22 protein-coding genes and 1 other annotated feature are annotated in these 18,467 nt (G+C 50.7%); of the genes, 15 read left to right on the top strand and 7 right to left on the bottom strand.

Annotated elements, in window-relative coordinates; all coding sequences use genetic code 11:
* The first annotated feature begins 3 nt into the window (after positions 1 to 3).
* Together tyrA and ACH0WD_RS02790 are read left to right on the top strand one after the other, a co-directional pair.
* Positions 4 to 1,125: a bifunctional chorismate mutase/prephenate dehydrogenase gene (gene tyrA / locus ACH0WD_RS02795; RefSeq protein ID WP_000225191.1), complete on the top strand. Its 1,122-nt coding sequence runs from the start codon at positions 4 to 6 to the stop codon at positions 1,123 to 1,125.
* 57 nt (positions 1,126 to 1,182) lie between these two features.
* Positions 1,183 to 2,091, top strand: coding sequence for an SMP-30/gluconolactonase/LRE family protein (locus tag ACH0WD_RS02790; RefSeq protein WP_000210991.1), 909 nt, complete (start codon positions 1,183 to 1,185; stop codon positions 2,089 to 2,091).
* Here the strand turns inward: ACH0WD_RS02790 and pheA are convergent.
* The 4 genes from pheA to ACH0WD_RS02770 form a co-directional block, all read right to left on the bottom strand.
* Positions 2,052 to 3,212: a bifunctional chorismate mutase/prephenate dehydratase gene (gene pheA / locus ACH0WD_RS02785; RefSeq protein WP_000200080.1), complete on the bottom strand. Its 1,161-nt coding sequence runs from the start codon at positions 3,210 to 3,212 to the stop codon at positions 2,052 to 2,054. The two genes, ACH0WD_RS02790 and pheA, sit on opposite strands and share 40 nt — an antisense overlap.
* Before the next feature lie 22 nt (positions 3,213 to 3,234).
* Positions 3,235 to 3,360 (bottom strand) — a sequence feature (Phe leader region).
* Complete coding sequence (gene pheL, locus ACH0WD_RS02780) at positions 3,312 to 3,359, bottom strand: pheA operon leader peptide PheL (protein WP_010989056.1); 48 nt, start codon at positions 3,357 to 3,359, stop codon at positions 3,312 to 3,314. Its footprint overlaps the feature before it by 48 nt.
* A gap of 162 nt (positions 3,361 to 3,522) precedes the next feature.
* Positions 3,523 to 4,515 (bottom strand): tyrosine-type recombinase/integrase, encoded by a 993-nt coding sequence (locus tag ACH0WD_RS02775; protein ID WP_024132356.1) that lies wholly within the window; start codon positions 4,513 to 4,515, stop codon positions 3,523 to 3,525.
* Positions 4,516 to 4,581: 66 nt separating this feature from the next.
* On the bottom strand, positions 4,582 to 4,887 hold the full coding sequence (locus ACH0WD_RS02770) for a helix-turn-helix transcriptional regulator (RefSeq protein WP_000185337.1): 306 nt from the start codon (positions 4,885 to 4,887) through the stop codon (positions 4,582 to 4,584).
* Between the two features lie 97 nt (positions 4,888 to 4,984).
* Here ACH0WD_RS02770 and ACH0WD_RS02765 point away from each other — a divergent pair, with 97 nt between their 5' ends.
* The 5 genes from ACH0WD_RS02765 to ACH0WD_RS02745 are packed head-to-tail and all read left to right on the top strand — an operon-like array spanning position 4,985 to position 9,177.
* Positions 4,985 to 5,323 carry a Cox family DNA-binding protein gene (locus tag ACH0WD_RS02765; protein WP_000661531.1) on the top strand — a complete coding sequence of 113 codons (339 nt, stop codon included), beginning with the start codon at positions 4,985 to 4,987 and terminating at the stop codon, positions 5,321 to 5,323.
* Positions 5,324 to 5,348: 25 nt separating this feature from the next.
* Positions 5,349 to 5,681 carry a hypothetical protein gene (locus ACH0WD_RS02760; RefSeq protein WP_000645096.1) on the top strand — a complete coding sequence of 111 codons (333 nt, stop codon included), beginning with the start codon at positions 5,349 to 5,351 and terminating at the stop codon, positions 5,679 to 5,681.
* A gap of 9 nt (positions 5,682 to 5,690) precedes the next feature.
* Positions 5,691 to 6,260: a 3'-5' exonuclease gene (locus ACH0WD_RS02755; RefSeq protein ID WP_000681787.1), complete on the top strand. Its 570-nt coding sequence runs from the start codon at positions 5,691 to 5,693 to the stop codon at positions 6,258 to 6,260.
* A gap of 2 nt (positions 6,261 to 6,262) precedes the next feature.
* Complete coding sequence (locus tag ACH0WD_RS02750) at positions 6,263 to 6,481, top strand: hypothetical protein (protein ID WP_000922120.1); 219 nt, start codon at positions 6,263 to 6,265, stop codon at positions 6,479 to 6,481.
* Positions 6,482 to 6,519: 38 nt separating this feature from the next.
* Positions 6,520 to 9,177, top strand: coding sequence for a toprim domain-containing protein (locus ACH0WD_RS02745; protein ID WP_000994501.1), 2,658 nt, complete (start codon positions 6,520 to 6,522; stop codon positions 9,175 to 9,177).
* A gap of 27 nt (positions 9,178 to 9,204) precedes the next feature.
* On the opposite strand, the gene ACH0WD_RS02740 is transcribed toward ACH0WD_RS02745, so the two are convergent.
* From ACH0WD_RS02740 to ACH0WD_RS02730, 3 genes are read right to left on the bottom strand one after another with little or no spacing between them, the layout of a single operon-like run.
* Positions 9,205 to 9,474, bottom strand: coding sequence for an ogr/Delta-like zinc finger family protein (locus ACH0WD_RS02740; protein ID WP_001264830.1), 270 nt, complete (start codon positions 9,472 to 9,474; stop codon positions 9,205 to 9,207).
* A gap of 53 nt (positions 9,475 to 9,527) precedes the next feature.
* Positions 9,528 to 10,547, bottom strand: a complete 1,020-nt coding sequence (locus ACH0WD_RS02735; protein ID WP_000746494.1) for a phage portal protein — start codon at positions 10,545 to 10,547, stop codon at positions 9,528 to 9,530.
* Positions 10,544 to 12,328: a terminase large subunit domain-containing protein gene (locus ACH0WD_RS02730; RefSeq protein ID WP_001151938.1), complete on the bottom strand. Its 1,785-nt coding sequence runs from the start codon at positions 12,326 to 12,328 to the stop codon at positions 10,544 to 10,546. The genes ACH0WD_RS02735 and ACH0WD_RS02730 overlap by 4 nt, the downstream gene beginning before the upstream one ends.
* Positions 12,329 to 12,538: 210 nt before the next feature.
* Between ACH0WD_RS02730 and ACH0WD_RS02725 the strand changes: the two genes are divergently transcribed.
* The 8 genes from ACH0WD_RS02725 (at position 12,539) to ACH0WD_RS02690 (ending at position 18,455) form a co-directional block, all read left to right on the top strand.
* Positions 12,539 to 13,375, top strand: coding sequence for a capsid scaffolding protein (locus tag ACH0WD_RS02725; protein WP_023375469.1), 837 nt, complete (start codon positions 12,539 to 12,541; stop codon positions 13,373 to 13,375).
* Positions 13,376 to 13,409: 34 nt separating this feature from the next.
* Entirely contained in the window at positions 13,410 to 14,438 is a 1,029-nt protein-coding gene (locus ACH0WD_RS02720) for a phage major capsid protein, P2 family (RefSeq protein ID WP_001176503.1), read from the top strand.
* An 11-nt stretch (positions 14,439 to 14,449) separates the two neighbouring features.
* Entirely contained in the window at positions 14,450 to 15,148 is a 699-nt protein-coding gene (gene gpM / locus ACH0WD_RS02715) for a phage terminase small subunit (protein WP_001177276.1), read from the top strand.
* A gap of 98 nt (positions 15,149 to 15,246) precedes the next feature.
* Positions 15,247 to 15,699 (top strand): head completion/stabilization protein, encoded by a 453-nt coding sequence (locus tag ACH0WD_RS02710; protein ID WP_000491223.1) that lies wholly within the window; start codon positions 15,247 to 15,249, stop codon positions 15,697 to 15,699.
* Positions 15,696 to 16,178, top strand: coding sequence for a phage tail protein (locus ACH0WD_RS02705; RefSeq protein WP_000080871.1), 483 nt, complete (start codon positions 15,696 to 15,698; stop codon positions 16,176 to 16,178). Before ACH0WD_RS02710 ends, ACH0WD_RS02705 begins: the two co-directional genes overlap by 4 nt.
* A complete protein-coding gene (locus tag ACH0WD_RS02700) occupies positions 16,175 to 16,879 on the top strand; it encodes a hypothetical protein (protein ID WP_000606933.1) in 705 nt (234 codons plus the stop codon). The genes ACH0WD_RS02705 and ACH0WD_RS02700 overlap by 4 nt, the downstream gene beginning before the upstream one ends.
* Positions 16,876 to 18,003, top strand: coding sequence for a DUF2586 domain-containing protein (locus tag ACH0WD_RS02695; RefSeq protein WP_000220184.1), 1,128 nt, complete (start codon positions 16,876 to 16,878; stop codon positions 18,001 to 18,003). Before ACH0WD_RS02700 ends, ACH0WD_RS02695 begins: the two co-directional genes overlap by 4 nt.
* Positions 18,000 to 18,455 carry a phage protein gene (locus ACH0WD_RS02690; RefSeq protein WP_000166745.1) on the top strand — a complete coding sequence of 152 codons (456 nt, stop codon included), beginning with the start codon at positions 18,000 to 18,002 and terminating at the stop codon, positions 18,453 to 18,455. Before ACH0WD_RS02695 ends, ACH0WD_RS02690 begins: the two co-directional genes overlap by 4 nt.
* Positions 18,456 to 18,467: the final 12 nt, after the last annotated feature.

The raw sequence follows: 18,467 nt of genomic DNA, 5'->3' as shown, positions 1-18,467 counted from the left end.
GTTATGGTTGCTGAATTGACCGCGTTACGCGATCAAATAGATGATGTCGATAAAGCGTTGTTGAATTTACTGGCTAAGCGCCTGGAACTGGTTGCCAAAGTCGGCGAGGTGAAAAGCCGTTTTGGCCTGCCTATTTACGTGCCGGAGCGTGAGGCCTCTATGCTGGCTTCACGACGGGCGGAAGCAGAAGCGATCGGTGTCCCGCCCGATCTCATTGAAGATGTCCTGCGCCGGGTAATGCGTGAATCTTACTCCAGCGAAAATGATAAGGGGTTCAAAACGCTTTGTCCTTCTCTGCGTCCGGTCGTCATTGTGGGCGGCGGCGGACAGATGGGGCGTCTGTTTGAAAAAATGCTCACGCTGTCGGGCTATCAGGTCCGTATTCTGGAACAGCAGGACTGGCCGCGCGCCAGGGACATTGTTGCCGATGCCGGAATGGTGATCGTCAGCGTGCCGATTCATGTTACTGAACAGGTCATAGCGCAACTGCCGCCCTTGCCGTCCGACTGTATTCTGGTCGATCTGGCATCGGTGAAAAGCGGTCCGTTGCAGGCAATGTTGGCGGCCCATGATGGCCCCGTGTTGGGCTTGCATCCGATGTTTGGCCCGGACAGCGGGAGCCTGGCGAAGCAGGTGGTGGTCTGGTGTGATGGGCGTCAACCGGAAGCGTATCAGTGGTTCCTTGAGCAAATCCAGGTGTGGGGCGCGCGGTTGCATCGAATTAGCGCAGTCGAGCACGATCAGAACATGGCTTTTATCCAGGCGTTGCGCCATTTTGCTACCTTCGCTTATGGGCTGCATCTGGCGGAAGAGAACGTCCAGCTTGAGCAGCTTCTGGCGCTATCATCGCCGATTTATCGACTGGAGCTGGCGATGGTCGGGCGTCTGTTCGCCCAGGACCCGCAGCTGTATGCGGACATTATTATGTCGTCGGAGCGCAATCTGGCGCTTATCAAGCGTTACTATAAACGTTTTGGCGATGCGATCGGGTTACTGGAACAGGGTGATAAGCAGGCTTTTATCGACAGTTTTCGCAAAGTTGAACACTGGTTTGGCGATTATGCCAGACGCTTCCAGAATGAAAGCCGTGTGTTATTGCGTCAGGCGAATGACAGCCGACCATAATGATGACATCTATACTAAAAGCCAGCTTTGCTGGCTTTTTTCATTTAAGGAACCGTTATGACTACGCCGCACGTTTTATTTGATTATGTCGGACATCTACCAGAATGCCCCACATGGAGCGAGGATGAAAGCGCGCTGTATTGGACCGATATCCTGGAACAGGAGATCCATCGTTACCATCCGGCGAGCGGGACGCATAGCGTGCTGGCGTTTCCGGAAGAGGTAGGCTGTTTTGCCTTGCGTGAGCAGGGCGGATTTATTGTGGCCATGCGTCATGCTATCTGGCTGGCCGATAAAAATGGATTATTGCAGCGTAAGGTTTGCGACAATCCCTCTAATACGAAACTGGCGCGTTTCAACGATGGTGGCACTGATGGCGATGGGCGTTTTTATGCCGGAACGTTCTGGGCGCCGGGTGACTATAATGGCGCGTTGCTGATGCGGATCGATCATGACCTGACGGCAAAAGTGATCCAGTGCGATATCCAGGGACACAACGGCCTGGCGTTCAGCCCGGATAACCAGTGGATGTATACCTCCGATACGCCGAATGGCGTGATATACCGCACGTTACTTGATAAGCATGGCGAACCGGGCAAGCGTGAACTTTTTCGCCATTTTGGCGAAGGAGAAGGACTTCCCGACGGCGCGGCGATGGATAGCGAAGGGTGCTACTGGAGCGCGATGTTTGACGGCTGGCGCGTGGCGCGTTTCTCACCGCAAGGAGAGCAGCTGGAAGAGTACCGGTTGCCGGTACGTTGTCCGACGATGGTTTGCTTTGGCGGCGCAGATATGAAAACGCTGTTTATTACAACTACCAGAGAAAATATGTCTGCTCAGGAAGTGGCGGATTATCCGCTCTCCGGCGCCATCTTCACCCTGCAGGTAGCCGTCGCAGGGATGAAGAAAAGCCGTTTTATTGAACGTCAGGCAGGTTCTACCGGCACGACGTTTTCGCTGGGATAGCAGCCAAGCACTTTCATTGAGCGCGTGATCTCGCCCAGCTCTTTTAGCGCGCTTTGCATTACCTGCGACTCCAGGTTCGCCTGAATATCGAGATAAAACATCTCTTCCCACGGATTGCCGTGAATGGGGCGCGACTCCAGTTTCGTCATGATGAGATTGTGGTTACGCAGCACCAGCAGCGCTTCGACCAGCGCGCCAGCTTGCTGCCCGGTGGCTATTAACAGAGTGGTTTTTGCCGGAACCTGATCGGAAACATTAATGGCTTTGCGCGCCAGTACCAGAAAGCGGGTGATATTTTGCGTCTGGTTTGCGGCGATGCGTTCCAGCACCTGTAATCCGTGCAACATGCCACCTGCCTCGCTGCCGAGCGCCGCGACGCGCGGAGAGTTCGCCTGCGCGACTTTTTCCATCGCTGCCGACGTACTCTCGGTATAGTCGATTTTCCAGTGCGGATAGCGGCTCAAAAATTTACTGCACTGCTGGAACGGCTGCGGATGGCTGTACACCGTTTCGATGGTATTCAGATCCGTAGCGCCGGAAACCAGCACGCAGTGATCGATAGTGACGGTCATCTCACCGACAATCGACAGACTGGTGTGTTGCAATAAGTCGTACACATCGTTGATAGCGCCGGAGCTGGTGTTCTCTATCGGAACCACGGCGTAATCGGCCTGGCCGGTTTCGACCTGATGAAAAATATCGGTGAATTTTGCGCAGCCGCTCTCGATAAATTGCTCAAAATGGCGTGCAGCATACTGGCGCGCCGCGAGATGAGAATAGGAGCCTTTCGGCCCAAGAAACGCAATACGTGCCGAATGAGGGTGAGTATTATTCAGATGTTGTTGCAGCAGCGCCTGCTGAGTAAGCACGGAGTCTTCAATGATAAGCTGGAACAGACGGGTAATGTAGTGTGCGTCGAGATGGTGGGCTTTACCGAGATGGATGAGCCTGTCCAGCAGCGCGCGTTCACGATCGATATCCCGAACCGGACGATGCGACAGTAGTTTTGCTTGTCCCACTTCAATCGCCAGCGCGCGTCGTTTTGCCAGTAAGGCCAGTAACTCTTCGTCTAAAGCGCTGATTTTATCTCGCAGCGCCAGTAATGGGTTTTCCGATGTCATAGTGTTGCCTTTTTTGTTATCAATAAAAAAGGCCTCCCGGTGGGGGAGGCCTTCTTGTTCGTCTTCGCATTCTTTATCACATGACGAAACGCCTCCCGGTCAGGGGAAGATAAAAAAGAATGCGAAGAAAAACCGGGTGAGCTTCATAACTGTTTCCTTTGTGTACGTAAGTACAGTACCCGTACTGTTTTAATCCTGTCAACAAAAAACGCGCCCGAAGGTGCGATTGAAATACTTATTAAATAAGACGCTCTTATTTAAATCAATCAGTTATGAGCGCCTTATCAGCCCTAATTACCCCTAAAGTGCCTTAGTTGGTGGACATTATCTGGACACTCCCGCGCATAGGGTTAAACCGTATAGCATCGGATAAATAGTCCGGGGCGAAGTGAGCATACGTCATTGTTTGCTCAATAGTTGTATGCCCCAGGATTCGCTGTAGCGTGATAATGTTTCCACCGTTAATCATGAAATGAGTAGCAAAAGTATGTCGTAACACATGAAGCGCTTGTCCTCTTGGCAGGTCGGGTTTTACCTTACGGAGTACATCGCGAACTCGTTCATAGTTAGTGTCAAACAACTTTCCTGATTTGCGCGTAAGGATGTAGTCAGCTATCTCTTGTGAAATTGGAACTGTCCGGGCCGGGCCAGTTTTAGTCTTGACGAAAGTTACACGATTACTGATAACGTGTTCTGCTTTCAGATTACTGGCTTCGCCCCATCGCGCCCCTGTATTTAGGCATAACACGACAACCCTACGATCATCACCAGTGAGTGCCATTAATAAGTCCCGGATCTCCTCTTCTGACAGGAAGGACATTTCTGTGTTTTCCAGGCGTAGTTTACGCACCTTGTGAAATGGGTTTTCATGATGAAACTCCTCCATATCAATCAGCAGCCTAAACATGCTGGACATAGTACAAAAGTCCCTGTTTACCGTTCCGGCAGACACACCATCATGTAGCCTGCTTGCACGATACTTCATTAAAAAATTACGAGTCAGTTCGTAAACTCTGGGTTCGCCCATTTCACGGTTAATCTTTTCTAGCCGTTTTTTGTATGAGTCACCGTAATTATGGTTTTTACCGTGGTAACTCCACCATAGCGCGATCAAATCAGACAAAAGTCTTCTGTCTGCTGGTTTATCCTGCCACTCTTTATCGTGGAAGTTTGTCAAAACATATTTTTCATATGTCTGAGCTTCTGACTTCCTGTTGAATTTTCGGCGAATCCTCTTTCCTGAAGTTCCGCGCGGTCTTACGTCCACTTCATAACGACCATCATCGAGCTTCTTAATCGACATAGCGAAGCCCTCCGACATCTGAATCATTATGTAAATTATGTGCTAATGCGTATATAAAACAGACAATTAACCAGCCTTCTGGGTGGAGTGGGATGATTTTTTGTCGTCTTGCCCATCAGGGGAGAGAGACGGCGCGACCTGTCCCGCTGCCGGTGCTGTTTTGCCTGTCATTAACCAAAGCGTATATTTTTCAAATCTTGGATGCTGAGTGAACAACATGAGGTTGCCTTCAGTCATCTGTATGCCTTTCACTTCGTAATTAGTTAAAGTGTTGTAGGAAATTCCTATTATTTCAGATAGTTGACTTCTACTTAATCCCTCCGCCTTCCTAATTAATTGGATTTTCTTTCCTGCACTTGACGAGTTGGTCATATGTGACATATCCTTTGCTTGTCAGATGTGACATACAAATACACCCTAGAGCGGATTAAAGCGCCCTAAGAACCCAAACTGACGGAGGATAACACAGATGAAAGAGCTATCCGAAAATGAGATTTCATTACTGGTGACACCAGAACTTTTTGCTACCTACATAGGTAAAACACCGTCTGCGATCCGAAAAATGGCTTCTGCTAATAAGTTGCCAGTTGTACGCATGAAAGATCCTGATAACCCCTCGAAAAAAGGGGGAGAAATTTATATTCATCGTGGCGAATGGGATGATTACGCAGCTTACCTTGCGCAGTCTGCACCGCCTGAGTGGCATAACTGGAAAAACCGCTTATTTACATCTGAACCAGGAATCTTTAAAGAGTGGGCTAAGCGAGTTTTTACGACGAGTAAAACAACAAGCCATAGTAAAAAATAATTTTTTAATTTATTCGGGATTCACTATGAAAGCGAAATACGCCACGCTTATTCGTAGCCTGTTACGTACCTATCGCGAACAGGCAAGTGCTATTGAGAAGGAGTCATTCTCTGTTCATAGCGATGGTATCCAGTTAATGGAGCTAAATTTAAAACTGGCGAAGTGTCTCGAAGGTATGTCTTTAATGGCCAGGTTTAATAATGAATTTGAGGATTATTGTGAACTTCACGAAATTACTATGATGGCTTTTAATGGGAGTATTCCGGTTGATGATAATATTCCAGGCCTCATTTCACTCGCTTCATGCACTGTAAAAAATAATAAATCTGCTGTACAACTTACCGCCGTTCAACGTTAAGGAAATACCATGAAACATTTAATGATTGACCTTGAGACAATGGATAATAAACCAACCGCTGCAATTACTGCTATCGGTGCTGTTTTGTTTAATCCGGAAACGGGTGAAATGGGGGAAACATTCTATCGTCGTATCAGTCTTACAAGTAGCGTTGATTACGACTGCACGATGGGCGCAGATACCGTGTTGTGGTGGCTGCGTCAGTCCATCGAAGCAAAGAGCGAGATTATTAATGATGCGAATTGTCCGCTGGATACCGCCATATCTGACCTTTTCCATTTTATCTGTGAACTCACTGATGCACATCATTTACAGGTCTGGGGTAATGGATCGTCATTCGACAACGTTATTCTTCGTCATGCTGCAAATAAGGTCGGCTTGTTAAGCCCGATGTGGAATTACTGGAATGATCGTGATGTAAGAACAGTAAGTGCACTGGCTAAAGCTCTGGGACTGAATATTAATAATATTATTAAGTTTGAAGGCGTCAAACATCACGCTTTATATGATGCTATCCATCAGGCAAAAATTGTTTCTTATGTCTGGACGTACCTCATGAAAATAGCCAGTGTGAAATAACTATGCTGAAAGTGACCTCTCATGCAAGTGAAAGTGTCATAAATAAGGCATTTTCAGCGCTGACGGAATATTACAACGGCAAAAAGGTTTATCAGGTTATTAAGCCGAATCATTATTTTTCTGTTCATGTCTCCTATCGCTGGCGTCTGCTTAGTAAGAATAAGGGCAGGGACTGGGAATTAATGACGCATGAGCGATATAACAAACAGTATAAAATATAATTTTTGCCTTTCTTTCACTATTCATATCTGGATTATATATGAACGCTACGATACAACGGGACGTTGTGCGCCGCCTTGTCCGTGACTTTGAATTTAAAGAAAAAGATAAATATTTGCAGCAGGGCATATGCCCTGCCTGTCATAAACGTGAGTTATTTACCAGTATTGAGAAACCCTGGATTCTGAAATGTGGCCGTGAAAATAACTGCGGTCATCAGGTCGTTGTTAAAGAGCTGTATTCGGATATTTTTGAAGACTGGTCTAAGCGTTATCAGGACACGCCCGAAACCCCACATGCGGCGGCAGAAGCCTATCTGCGTGAGGCCAGAGGACTGAATACGGAACCACTGAAAGGCAGTTTTACCCAGGGTGCATTTGTGAAGGATGGTATGGGATCTGCCACTGTCCGGTTTAAGTTGTCATGTGGTGCCATGTGGGAGCGTATCATTGACCAGCCGCAGCGCTTCGGAAAACAAAAAGCGAATATCAAAGGAAGCTATGTTGGTCACTGGTGGGTACCGCCTTTTATTAACCTGCTGGAAGTGAACGAAATCTGGATCACCGAGGGCATTTTCAATGCACTGAGTCTTTGTCAGGCTGGCTTACCTGCGGTGGCAACACTGAGCAGCAATAATTATCCGCTGGCCGCGCTGGATACACTGGCCAAAGAATTGGGTGAAAAACCACGCCCGCGCCTTGTATGGGCGTTTGATGGTGATAAGGCCGGTACAAAACACACACTGGCTTTTGCTGCGCGCAGTGATGCAGCCGGCTGGAAAACGCGCGCCGCGCAGCCGATGAAATCATCGTCTTGCCTGGACTGGAATGATTTGCTGCTACGTGACCGTTTCAGTAAATCAGACATAAAAAATTACCGCTATTATGGAGATCTCCTGCTGGCGAAAAGCCCGACTGAAAAAGCCCTTCTTATGCATCAACATAATGAATGGCATTCGTTTTATTTTGAGTATGGCTCACGTATGTACTGGTTTGAGCTGGATCTTGACCGGTACACACGCGCACTGGATCGTATTACCAATACCGGAACCGAAGTCATACAGGAATGGGAGGCCAGAGAAAAAGCTGTTAAAGAGTCCGGATGTGTCACGGAAATTGCCAACTGCTGGCTGACTCCCCTGTATTTCCAGCGTTCTGAACCCACGGACGAGTCCTGGTATTACGTGAAGGTGAATATGCCAAACAGACCGGCTGTGAAAGACACCTTCACAGCAAATCAGCTTACCAGCTCCGCCGAGTTCAAAAAGCGCTTGTTGCATATTGCCAAAGGGGCTGTGTATACCGGAAGTACCAAACAGCTGGATAAGTTTATTCAGATGCGTCTTCCCGAAATCAAAGAGGTTAAAACGCAGAATTTTATTGGTTACAACAAGGATTATTCAGCGTGGTTGTTTAATCGTGTGGCCGTTTGCGATGGCCGGCTGTATGAAATGAATGACGAGGATTATTTCGAAATTAACCATGCAAGCGTAAAAAGCCTGAGTCTTACGCCTGTGCTGGATCTGAATCCAAAGCTGAATGAATTTACCACAGGCTGGATTGACGATATCTGGACGGCGTTCGGTGAAAAAGGATATGTGGCGCTGGCGTTCTGGCTGGGGTCACTCTTTGCTGAACAAATCCGCGAACGTGACAAGTCATTTCCGTTTCTGGAGATTGTCGGCGAACCCGGAACGGGTAAATCAACGCTTATTGAGTTCCTTTGGAAACTCGCTGGCCGTGAAGAATATGAAGGTTTTGATCCATCTAAATCGACGGCCGCAGCGCGCGGACGTAACTTTGCTCAGGTAAGTAACCTGCCGGTGGTGCTAATTGAAGGTGATCGCACCACGGACAACGCGAAACAGCGTGCTTTTGACTGGGATGAACTGAAATCACTGTATAATGGTCGGGCATCCCGCGCAGTAGGCATCAAATCCAACAATAACGAGACATATGAACCGCCATTCAGGGGAAGTATCGTTATCGCACAGAACGCAGATACAGACGGCAGTAAGGCGTTTCTGGAGCGTATTATCCATATCTACACTGACAAACGTGGCCAGTCCATTCAGACGCGACATGCCGCAGAGCGGCTTGAACAAATCCCTGTCAGTCGGGTGTCCGGATTCACGTTACTGGCGGCCATGCGTGAAAAAGAAATTATGGATACGTTCAGCAGGAGTTACGAACGCGCCCGTAATGAACTGGAGTCTGATGCGGATATTCGCCATATTCGTATTGCAAAAAATCACGCGCAGCTGGCTGGTCTGCTGGATGCGCTCGCGATTGTTGTACCGTTGCCGGTTGAGCGCATAGAAAAAACCCGTGCGGCTATCACTGCACTGGCCGTGGAACGCTGCCAGGCACTTAAAAAGGATCATCCTATGGTTCAGGAGTTCTGGGAGTTGTTTGATTACCTGGATGAACTGGCACCTTATGGCATCAATCATTCGTCTGATGAGAATGAAATAGCGGTTAATTTTAACCACATGGAGGAAGTCGCCGCTGCACACCGGCAGCGCATACCTTTTACCTTAACGGAAATCAAAAAGCTGCTTAAAAACGGTAATGAACGCCGTTTCATCAGGCAGGGAACCACACGCAGCGCAGTAAGTGAGCGTCATAATCGCGGTAAAGGGGATATGTCCAGAATGCCTGAGACCTTCCGGTGCTGGATATTTGGTCGAGAGAAATAAAAAAGGCACCGTGTGCGGTGCCATGTGTTATGCGGCCAGACTGGCTTTTAATAAATCCAGCGTCATTTGCTTCTGTTCTGGTGAGAATGAATTAATGATGGTCTGTAACATCATATCGCCTGTCTTCGCACTGGGGCTGAGTGTGTGGGAGAATGTCAGGTTCAGTACAAATGTATGTCCGCACTCCACATCCGTACAGGCGCAATAAATATCTGAAATATGGGGGTGTTTGGGATTGGTTTTTCTGATAACCGCTTTTGCCCCGCACTCCGGACATTTTACTTTCAGTACCCGCATATCCCTCGCTCCGTTAATCTGAAAACGCTGATATTTTAGCCTTTTTCTGGACATTAATCACCTTCCAGCTCACTGTCTTTCAGGAAATTAAGGTACAGGTGGGGCGGTACATCACTTTCCTGCGCCACTGCGGCGCTGAACATACGCTGAATGGGTAAAATCTCCGCTTTACGGTATGTTTTAGCCGCTTTTTCAATATCGCCCATTATAGCTCCGTTGGTGGGGATAATCCCTGCCAGACCTGCCGGAAAACGATGCGCGGTCAGCACGTCCTGGGCGCTGATGCTTTTGATGTTCTGAAACTCATCTTTGGCACTGATATCGCCAATCGGGATAAATTTGATGCCATCCGGATCGCCTTTGGGGATGTTCACAAACATGGTGCTGAAGTTCCCGATCCCCTTCGACTGCTCCAGCTTCTGAATGATTTCTTCTTCCACTTCGTCGGTCATATTCGGGTCGTTGCAATAAATCATGCCGCCCGTGTGACCACCGTTGTGGTAGTAACGCCGGCGAAAAATCGTGGCTTCACCGTTGAGCATGGCGGAGTGGATGCCGCTGATGTAATCCGGAAGACCATAAATGGCCTGTTGCGGGTCGTACTGCCTGAGAAAAATAATATCTTCAGGCGGATAAATTACCGGTTCACCCTGCTGAAGTACAACAAATTCCCCGGTCTTACGCTGGCGGGTATAGAGTGCCGGCAGCGGGTAAAGTGCGATTACATCCCCCCAGCCGTTACGTACCTTGAGAATGGCCACATCACCGAACGTCAGCCAGTCAAACACGGCCGCGCCCAGTTGCTCATGCGTCAGGCCGCCGCCATTATAATTTGCTGTCACCATATTGCGGCGGGCATACAGCACGCCACCGTGCTGCGCGTTCAGGTTTACCAGTTGCGCCAGCGCCAGCCGGTCAATCGGGAGCGTCCAGTGTTCCGCTTCATTGTCATACCAGACGTCTGTATAGTTCGTGCCGGTCGTCAGAATGGGTTCTGGCTTACCCAGCGTGATAAGGCTCATATGGCGCGGTCTGGTAACGGTGCGGCGTTCCCTGTATTTCCGTTTTTTCATGCTGCTTTCCCTAAGTTGCCCCAGCGTGATTTTCGCTGGTTTTCAAAGTTTAATGGTTCGTTGTCAATGGCATGGGCGATAGCCCAGAAGCTGTCAGCGTGGCCGGTTTCAGCTGTGCGGTCGGCGACAAATGTCATGGCGTTACCGCTGGCCGTGGACGTTCTGCGGATGGTCATAAAGCTGGCAGCGATTTCCGTCTTCTCCTTATCCCATTCCACGCGGTTGTCTTCGATAACGTCGATCATCTTCATCACCAGGCGGTTTTTCGTTTCCACGCCGTAGCGGATAGCCACCGCCTGACGCATGGCAAAATGCTGCACATCCTCAAAGACACCACTCCCCAGCCCGGTGATATCAATGCCGATGTAGGTCATGTTGTACTGGCCAAACAGCTTCTTAATTTGTGCCGCCTGCCATTTCCAGTTCATTCCCTGCCAGTGGAATACGCGCAGCACGCGAAATTTTTCGCCCGCCACGATCGGCGGCGCGATAATCACGAAGGTGGATGTGTCCCCGCTGCGTGCAGGGTCATAGCCTGCCCACACTTCACGATTGCCGAATGGCCGTGGCAGGTTTTCGTCATGATCCTCCCAGATATCCGGATCAACACAGCAACGTTCGACGTGGGAGAACGAAAATACGCTGTCCTTGCTGTCCACGAACACGCACATGTACAGCATGTTAAAGGTGTCGCGGTTGTAGCGATTGCGCAGCTTATCGATGCTGGCCAGGTTAAACCCGCCTGCGATCGCGTCTTCCAGCGTGATGATGTAGCGCCACTGGCCATCAGGACATAACCGTCCGCCGTCACGCAGCTCCTTCTCTGTTGGGAACGCCACGCGTGCGCGTTTTTTGTCGCCGCGCTTCCACTCTTCGCCTGTCCAGAACGGGTATGCCTGGTGTGTTTTGCTGCTGGGTGTGGAAAAGTAAGTGGTGCGCCATTTGTCGTGTGTGGCCATTGCGCTGGCCACTTCGTTTAACTTTGCAAAGTTGGGTACCCAGAAATATTCATCACAGTACAGATGACCACTGTATGACTGGGCGGTGTTCTTGTTGGTTGACAGGAAGCGCAGCTCCGCGCCGTTGGACAAACGGATGGGGTTGCCGGTCAGCTCCACGCCGAAATACTGCTCCGCAATGTTGACGATATAGCTGCGGAATACTTCAGCCTGGGCTTTTGAGGCGGACAGGAAGATTTGTGGATCACCTGTCATAACCGCATTCTCAAACGCTTCTATTGAGAAATACCAGGTTGCGCCAATCTGGCGGCTTTTCAGGATGTTCCTGATTTGCTGATGAAGATTGTCGCGAAGGTGTTTCTGGTAGCCGAAAAGGTGCTCCAGCGCGAAACGGTCAAAATCCTCCTGGGTTAAGTGGCTGATATCGTTCTTTTTGTATTTGCCGCGTTTCCGGTGCTTTTCGTCGCCACAGGACTGGCGGGACGCCGGCGCATCACTTTCACTGTGTTTAATTTCTGCCAGCTTTTCCTGATGCTTATTATGCTGTGCACGGAGTTTCACCAGGTGAGACACGAGGCTGTCCAGCTCCCGCAGCTCCAGTTCCGATTTCCCTTCACGTAATGTCAGTGACTGAATACGGCGGTTTAATGCGTCTTCTGTTGATTCATGACTGAGTAATTCCGCCCAGCAATATTTCTCCGCCCAGTAATAGACGATACGTCTGTTAGGCAGATTAAGTTCATCGGCAATTTCCTGCGGAGTATATCGTTTTAAATAGAGTGCCCGTGCAACGCCTTTTAATTCTTCACTGTATTTCGCCATTGGCTTCCTTGCCTTTATGTCAGTACTGTCTTTTCGGTTAAATCCGGAAGCAGTGGTATGTATGAATTATTCAGCAATTTGGTTTTCTTTTTTGAAAATAATTTCGTGGATATACGGATAAGCGACATAACCGAATTATTCCGGAATGAAGTGAATGCGGAAGCTAATTTTATTGGCGATACTGAAAACCGCAGCAGGAAGGGAGGCAATATGTCAGCTTCACAACTGGCAACAAACTGGATTTGTATCGCTACTGCGGGTGAAACGGTTGATAAGCGGGCTATTGAAGAGCAATGGCTACTGGATGCCGCTGAATTATACGACCCCTCTTTGTATACGGCGCTGTTATGGCCGGAGCATTCCCGTAATTTCGGGAATATGGGGGAGGTGCTGGAATTAAAAGCTGAACGTGATGATGAAGGTATTTTGCGTTTATATGCTCGTTTATGTCCTGGTATTTCGTTACTTCAGGCGAACGCCAACGGGCAACTTTTATTTTTGTCGCCGGAATTCACACCGGACGGTAATTTCCGGAACACCGGTAAAACCTATCTGGAAGGGCTGGCAGTCACTGACAGCCCGGCAGGAGTGAGCACCACACGGCTACGTTTCAGCCGCACCAAAGGAAAACGCATCGGCCCGTATAAGCCGCTGGCGTTTGATGAAGTCAGGGAATTTAAAAAGGAAAAGGGAATGTCTAAAGCGAAAAAAGGCTGGCGCCATTTTTTCAGTATTGAAGAACCAGAAGCGACCGCGGAGCAGGAAACATCACAGCCTGATGCTTTACAGGCGCTCGCTGAAGCGCTGGATGCGATTGATAAGCGTGTATCTGCCATTGAAACCCGTTTGGGTGAGGCGGAAGAAGCGGTATCTGATGTCCAGGAAGATGTGGACACCGTTAAGGAAGTGGTGGATACCGAAGATTTTGCGCGCCTGGTAGGGAATCTGCCAGAACTGGTGAAAAACTTCAGCAAGCTGAACAGCAAAGTTACCCAGTTGCCGGATAAAAAATTCAGCAAGGGCAAAAAAGGCTTCAATTTCCTGTAAGGGATAACACAACTTTTCTTTAAGGAAAAAGAATATGCAATTAAATGCGAAAGCCCGTGAGTTTCTGCGCCAGTATCACAATGGTCTGCGTGAATCCTACGGTGCGACCGATGACGACCGCTGGTTTGCGCTGTCAGATCCGAAAGAAACCCAGATGCGTAATGCGCTACTGGAGGAGTCATCTTTCCTGAATCTGTTGACGGTTGCTGATGTGGATCAGTTACAGGGGCAGGTGGTTCCGGTTGGCAGTTCTGGCCTGTATACCGGGCGTGTGCTGGATGGCCGTTTCCGTAAAAAAGTGGGCGTCAGCGGCAATGATTACAGGCTGGTCGAAACAGATTCGTGTGCCGCACTGACCTGGCAATTGCTTTCTGTCTGGGCGAATGCCGGCGATGAAAACGAGTTTTTCCAGCGTGTCCAGGAGTTCACCAATCAGGCGTTTGCGCTGGATATGCTGCGTATCGGGTTTAATGGTACCAAAGTGGCAGAAACCACAAATGCGGAAACCAACCCGAACGGCGAGGATGTGAACAAGGGCTGGCATCAAATCGTTAAAGAGTGGAAGGATGGCCAGCAGATCATCACTGATAAGGTTGTGCTGGACGGTGACGGTAAAGGTGATTACGTGTCGCTGGATGCGATGGCATCCGATCTTATCAATGCCAAAATTCCGGCACAGTACCGTAATGATCCGCGTCTGGTGGTTCTGGTAGGTGCTGACCTGGTGGCGGCGGAGTCGTTCCGTCTGTATCAGAAAGCTGATAAACCCACTGAAAAGATTGCGGCACAGCTGCTGTCTGACAGTATCGCCGGCCGTACGGCTTATGTTCCTCCGTTTATGCCAGGCAAGCGCATGATTGTTACCACACTGCCTAACCTGCATATCTACACCCAGCGCGGTACGCGTCAGCGTAAAGCGGAGTTTGTGGAAGATCGCAAGCAGTATGAAAACAAATACCTGCGTAATGAAGGCTATGCCGTGGAATATCCGGAACTGTATGCCGCATTTGACGAAAGCGCGGTAACGATTGGGGCAACGGCTGCACCGTCAGCAGGCGCATAACGGGGGAAATAATGCAGTTGTCACCGGCACAGCGACACAGCGCGCGTATTGCAGCAGAACGGCTGCTGCGTCAGCAACAATCTCTCGACAGTGAAACCAGTCTGCACGTCCAGATTGCGGCACTGGAAAAGGATGTGGCAGCGGCCGCAGCGATTAGCAACCGTGCGGAGCGCATGGAGTTCAAGCGTGATGTGCTGTTGCCCCGCTGGATGCCGACCGCACAAACCTGGCTGGAAAGTGACAGCATGCATCAGAATCCCGTTTTTGCCTGGTGTGTCATCTGGCTGTTTGATACCGGCCAGTTCGATCAGGCGCTGGACTGGGCGGATGTGGCCATCGAACGGGGGCAGGAAACCCCGGCCGCGTTCGGCAGTGCGTTCCCGGTGTTTGTGGCCGATACGGTACTGGCCTGGGCGGAGACGGAAGCCGCACAGGGGCAGGATGTGGAGCCGTATTTCAGCCGCACGCTGGGAAACGTTATGCAGCACTGGAATGTGTATGAGGTCATCAAGGCCAAATATGTGAAATTTGCCGGTCTGCACCTGCTACGCGATGAGAACGGAGAGCCACGCGCAGCGGCAACGGAAGACAGGGATGTATTGCTCCGGGCGAAGGATTTGCTGGAGCAGGCGAAGGGATTCGACCCTAAATGTGGTGTCGGCACGATGTTGCAGCGCATTGCTGCACGTCTGCGGGCGCTGGATAAGTAATCACAGGCTACCGACCCGAAAGCGGGCGCGGTGGAGGGGAGCGCATCAGCGTATCGCCCGTGGAAACCGGCCAGCCCGCTTTTTTCCGGAGGAACAGGATGTTCAGCGGAACTGCAATTGATTTTGATGATGCCATTCTGACTAATGATGGCTTCTGGCCAGACCTGAGCGTGAAGGATTTTCAGTCCCAGCGTGCTATTCCTGCCGATATCGACGCAGCCACCATCCGTCAGGCGCTGCTGACCGCAGCCGGTGAAATCAATGATGATCTGGTCAGGGTAGTGGCGGATTGTCGCCTCAGTGGCCATGCAAGCGCGGCGGACGTTCCGGGCGTTGAGATTGACGGTGAAAATCTGTTGTGCGCCCGTTACCGCAAGGCTGTTTTTGCCCGCGCCAAAGCTGACCTGATGGGCGAATTTGCGTCTGTTGGGCGCCGTGAAAGCCATCCTGGGCAGGAAAGCGATGAAACCCGCTCCAGTCTGATAGCGGAATCCACGCTGGCGGTACGGCGTATCAAAGGGCTGAAACGCATCACGGTGGCCATGATATGAGCCAGCTTACCGAATTAACGGATTTTCTCATTGCGAACATGCCCAGACGGGCAATGCAGGGATTTGACAGCCAGATGGATGAAATCGCATTCATCCCGGCACAGCGTGACACCGGGCTGGGGCAGTATCGCATTGCCATCATTCGTTATAACGCCGTGCTGACGTGGGAGCGTTATCCCTACCGTGAGTACGATCCCAAAATTCTGATGGCGTTATTTATGTCGTGGCTTTGTCAGGATGAGCGGGCGCTCTTTGAGGAAACCGGCATTGATGCCGAATTACCTGAATTTGATATCGAAACCATCGACCAGGAAACCGCCATTATGGTGGTGACGCTGCCAATGGTGGAGGAACTGAATCTGATCCCCGATCCCAAAGGTCAGATCCCGTTTGATGGCCAGCGCTGGAAGCTGGCAAACCCCGAAGTCTGGACGGCGGATGAGGTGACGGTGATCCCCGTCAATGAGGGGGATGGATGATAAATGGCGAACTGAACCAGGAACAGTTCCGCCAGCTACAGGAGGCGCTGAAAAAGCTGGATTTGCCTCCTGCCAGACGTCGCCGGCTGTTGTGGCGCATGGCGAAATACGGCGTGGAAGCCGCAGCAAAGCGCAATGTGCGCAACCAGCAGTCACCGGAGGGGGATAAGTGGCAGGGGAGACAGACCCGGCGTAAAGGCAAGATGTTGCGCAATATGCCGAAACTTATCCGCATCCGTGAAATGCCGGAAACGGATTCCGTCAGGTTGTATCTGGCTGGTGGCCATTACCGGAATGCGAAGGGAAATCTGCCTGCCGGCGTGGTGGGTTATGTCCAGCAGAATGGCATGAGCGTAACCGTCAACCGCAGGCAGGTGGAAGGCCGTGAGCAGGGGGATAAACCTGCATCACTGCGACAGGCGAAACGTCTGCGTAAGGCCGGGTATAAAGTCAGGCGCGGCAAGCGCTGGCGTAAGCCCGGTTATAAGGAAATACAGGAAAAAATGACCGCCAGACAGGCAGGTTTGCTTATCCGGATACTGGAGGACAAACCGGTCAAAACATCCTGGCAGATTGATTTACCTGCCAGGGCGTTTCTGGGGATAGGTCAGGATGATTTTAACAGATCGCTGGCACGACAGCTTCAGGCTATCGGGTTCGGCTGGGATGTTAACGCGCAGGATATCAGGGGGAGAGCATGACCTGGCCAATCGTAACCGTTAACCAGGTAAACCAGTTACTGGGTGAAACCAAAGAGGTGGAACGCACGTTGCTGTTTATCGGTACGGGTACCAAAAATGTGGGAAAAACTCTGGCTGTTAATGCACAGAGTGACTTTAACGCGCTACTGGGTGAGGGAAACAGTCCGTTAAAAAGTGATGTACTGGCTGCACTGGCGAACGCCGGGCAGAACTGGTGGGGGTTCATCCATGTGCTGGCCGCTGACAGTGAGTCAGGGGCGTGGGTTGATGCCGTCAAAGCTGCACAGGTTTCCTGTTCGGTGGAAGGTGTGGTGCTGTCGGATGATGTGGCTGCAAAAGAGCAGATTAACCAGGCGGCAACGTTGCGATCCGAACTGATTGCAAAATACGGTCGCTGGGTGTGGTTCATTCTGGCCGTACAGGGTATGCAGGAGGATGAATCACAGGCGGATTATCTGAAACGTCTGTCCACCCTTCAGCAGGGTATTGCTGAAAAAGCGGTGCAGCTGGTTCCGCGTCTCTGGGGGAATGAACCGGGTGTTCTGGCCGGTCGCCTCTGTAATCGCGCTGTTACCATCGCTGACAGTCCGGCGCGGGTAAAAACCGGGCCGTTACTGAATCTGGGCAGCGATGAACTGCCGAAAGATGGGGCAGGGGCAACGCTGGGGCTGGCTACCCTTCAGGCGCTGGAGGCACAGCGCTACAGCGTGCCGATGTGGTATCCGGACTATGACGGCTTTTACTGGGCTGACGGTCGCACGCTGGATGTGGAAGGAGGTGATTATCAGTCCATTGAGACGCTGCGTATTGTGGACAAGGCCGCCCGTCGTGTCCGTCTGCTGGCTATCGGTAAGATTGCCGATCGCTCCCTGAACAGTACACCGGGAAGCATTGCCGCACACCAGACGCTGTTTGCCCGTCCGCTGCGTGAAATGTCCACGGCGGCCAGCATTAACGGTGTGTCATTTCCGGGCGAAGTGAAGCCACCGCAGGACGGTGACGTGACCATTGTCTGGAAGAACAAAAAGGCGGTGGATATCTACATTGTGGTGCGTACGTATGAAGTACCACTGCAAATCACCATCAGTCTGTTACTGGATGCGAGTCTGGAGGCCAGCGCATGACCAAACGTATTTCAGGGATGTCCTTTGACGTCTACGTGGACGGCGACCTGATCCACATTGAAAAAATTTCGCTGGATATCACCGACAACAGCGCCGCAGCTCAGACACGCGGTGTACCTGACGGCTATGTCGACGGCGATGTGGCCGCAGAGGGTGAAATTGAAGTCAGTTCAAAAGTGCTTCAGGTACTGACGGCCAAAGCCCGTTCAGCCGGTTCATGGCGGGGCATTCCCCCTGTGGACTTCCTTTTTTACGCCAAAGCCGGCAGCGAAGAAATGAAGGTGGAAACCTTCGGTAATAAGCTCCAGCTCAATAGTGTACTGGATGTTGATCCGAAGGGCAGCAGCGTGTCCACCCATAAAATTAAATACTTCGTGACCAGTCCGAAGTTCGTCAACATCAACGGCGTTCCGTATCTGGAAGCGGAGGCCACGGAAAACCTGATTGGATAAGGGGCAGCAGGG

The sequence above is a fragment of the Salmonella sp. 2020_1395 genome (genome assembly GCF_043848115.1).
In the GTDB taxonomy this organism is placed as follows: Bacteria; Pseudomonadota; Gammaproteobacteria; order Enterobacterales; family Enterobacteriaceae; genus Salmonella; species Salmonella enterica.
This window is presented reverse-complemented; position numbering and strand designations above follow the sequence as displayed.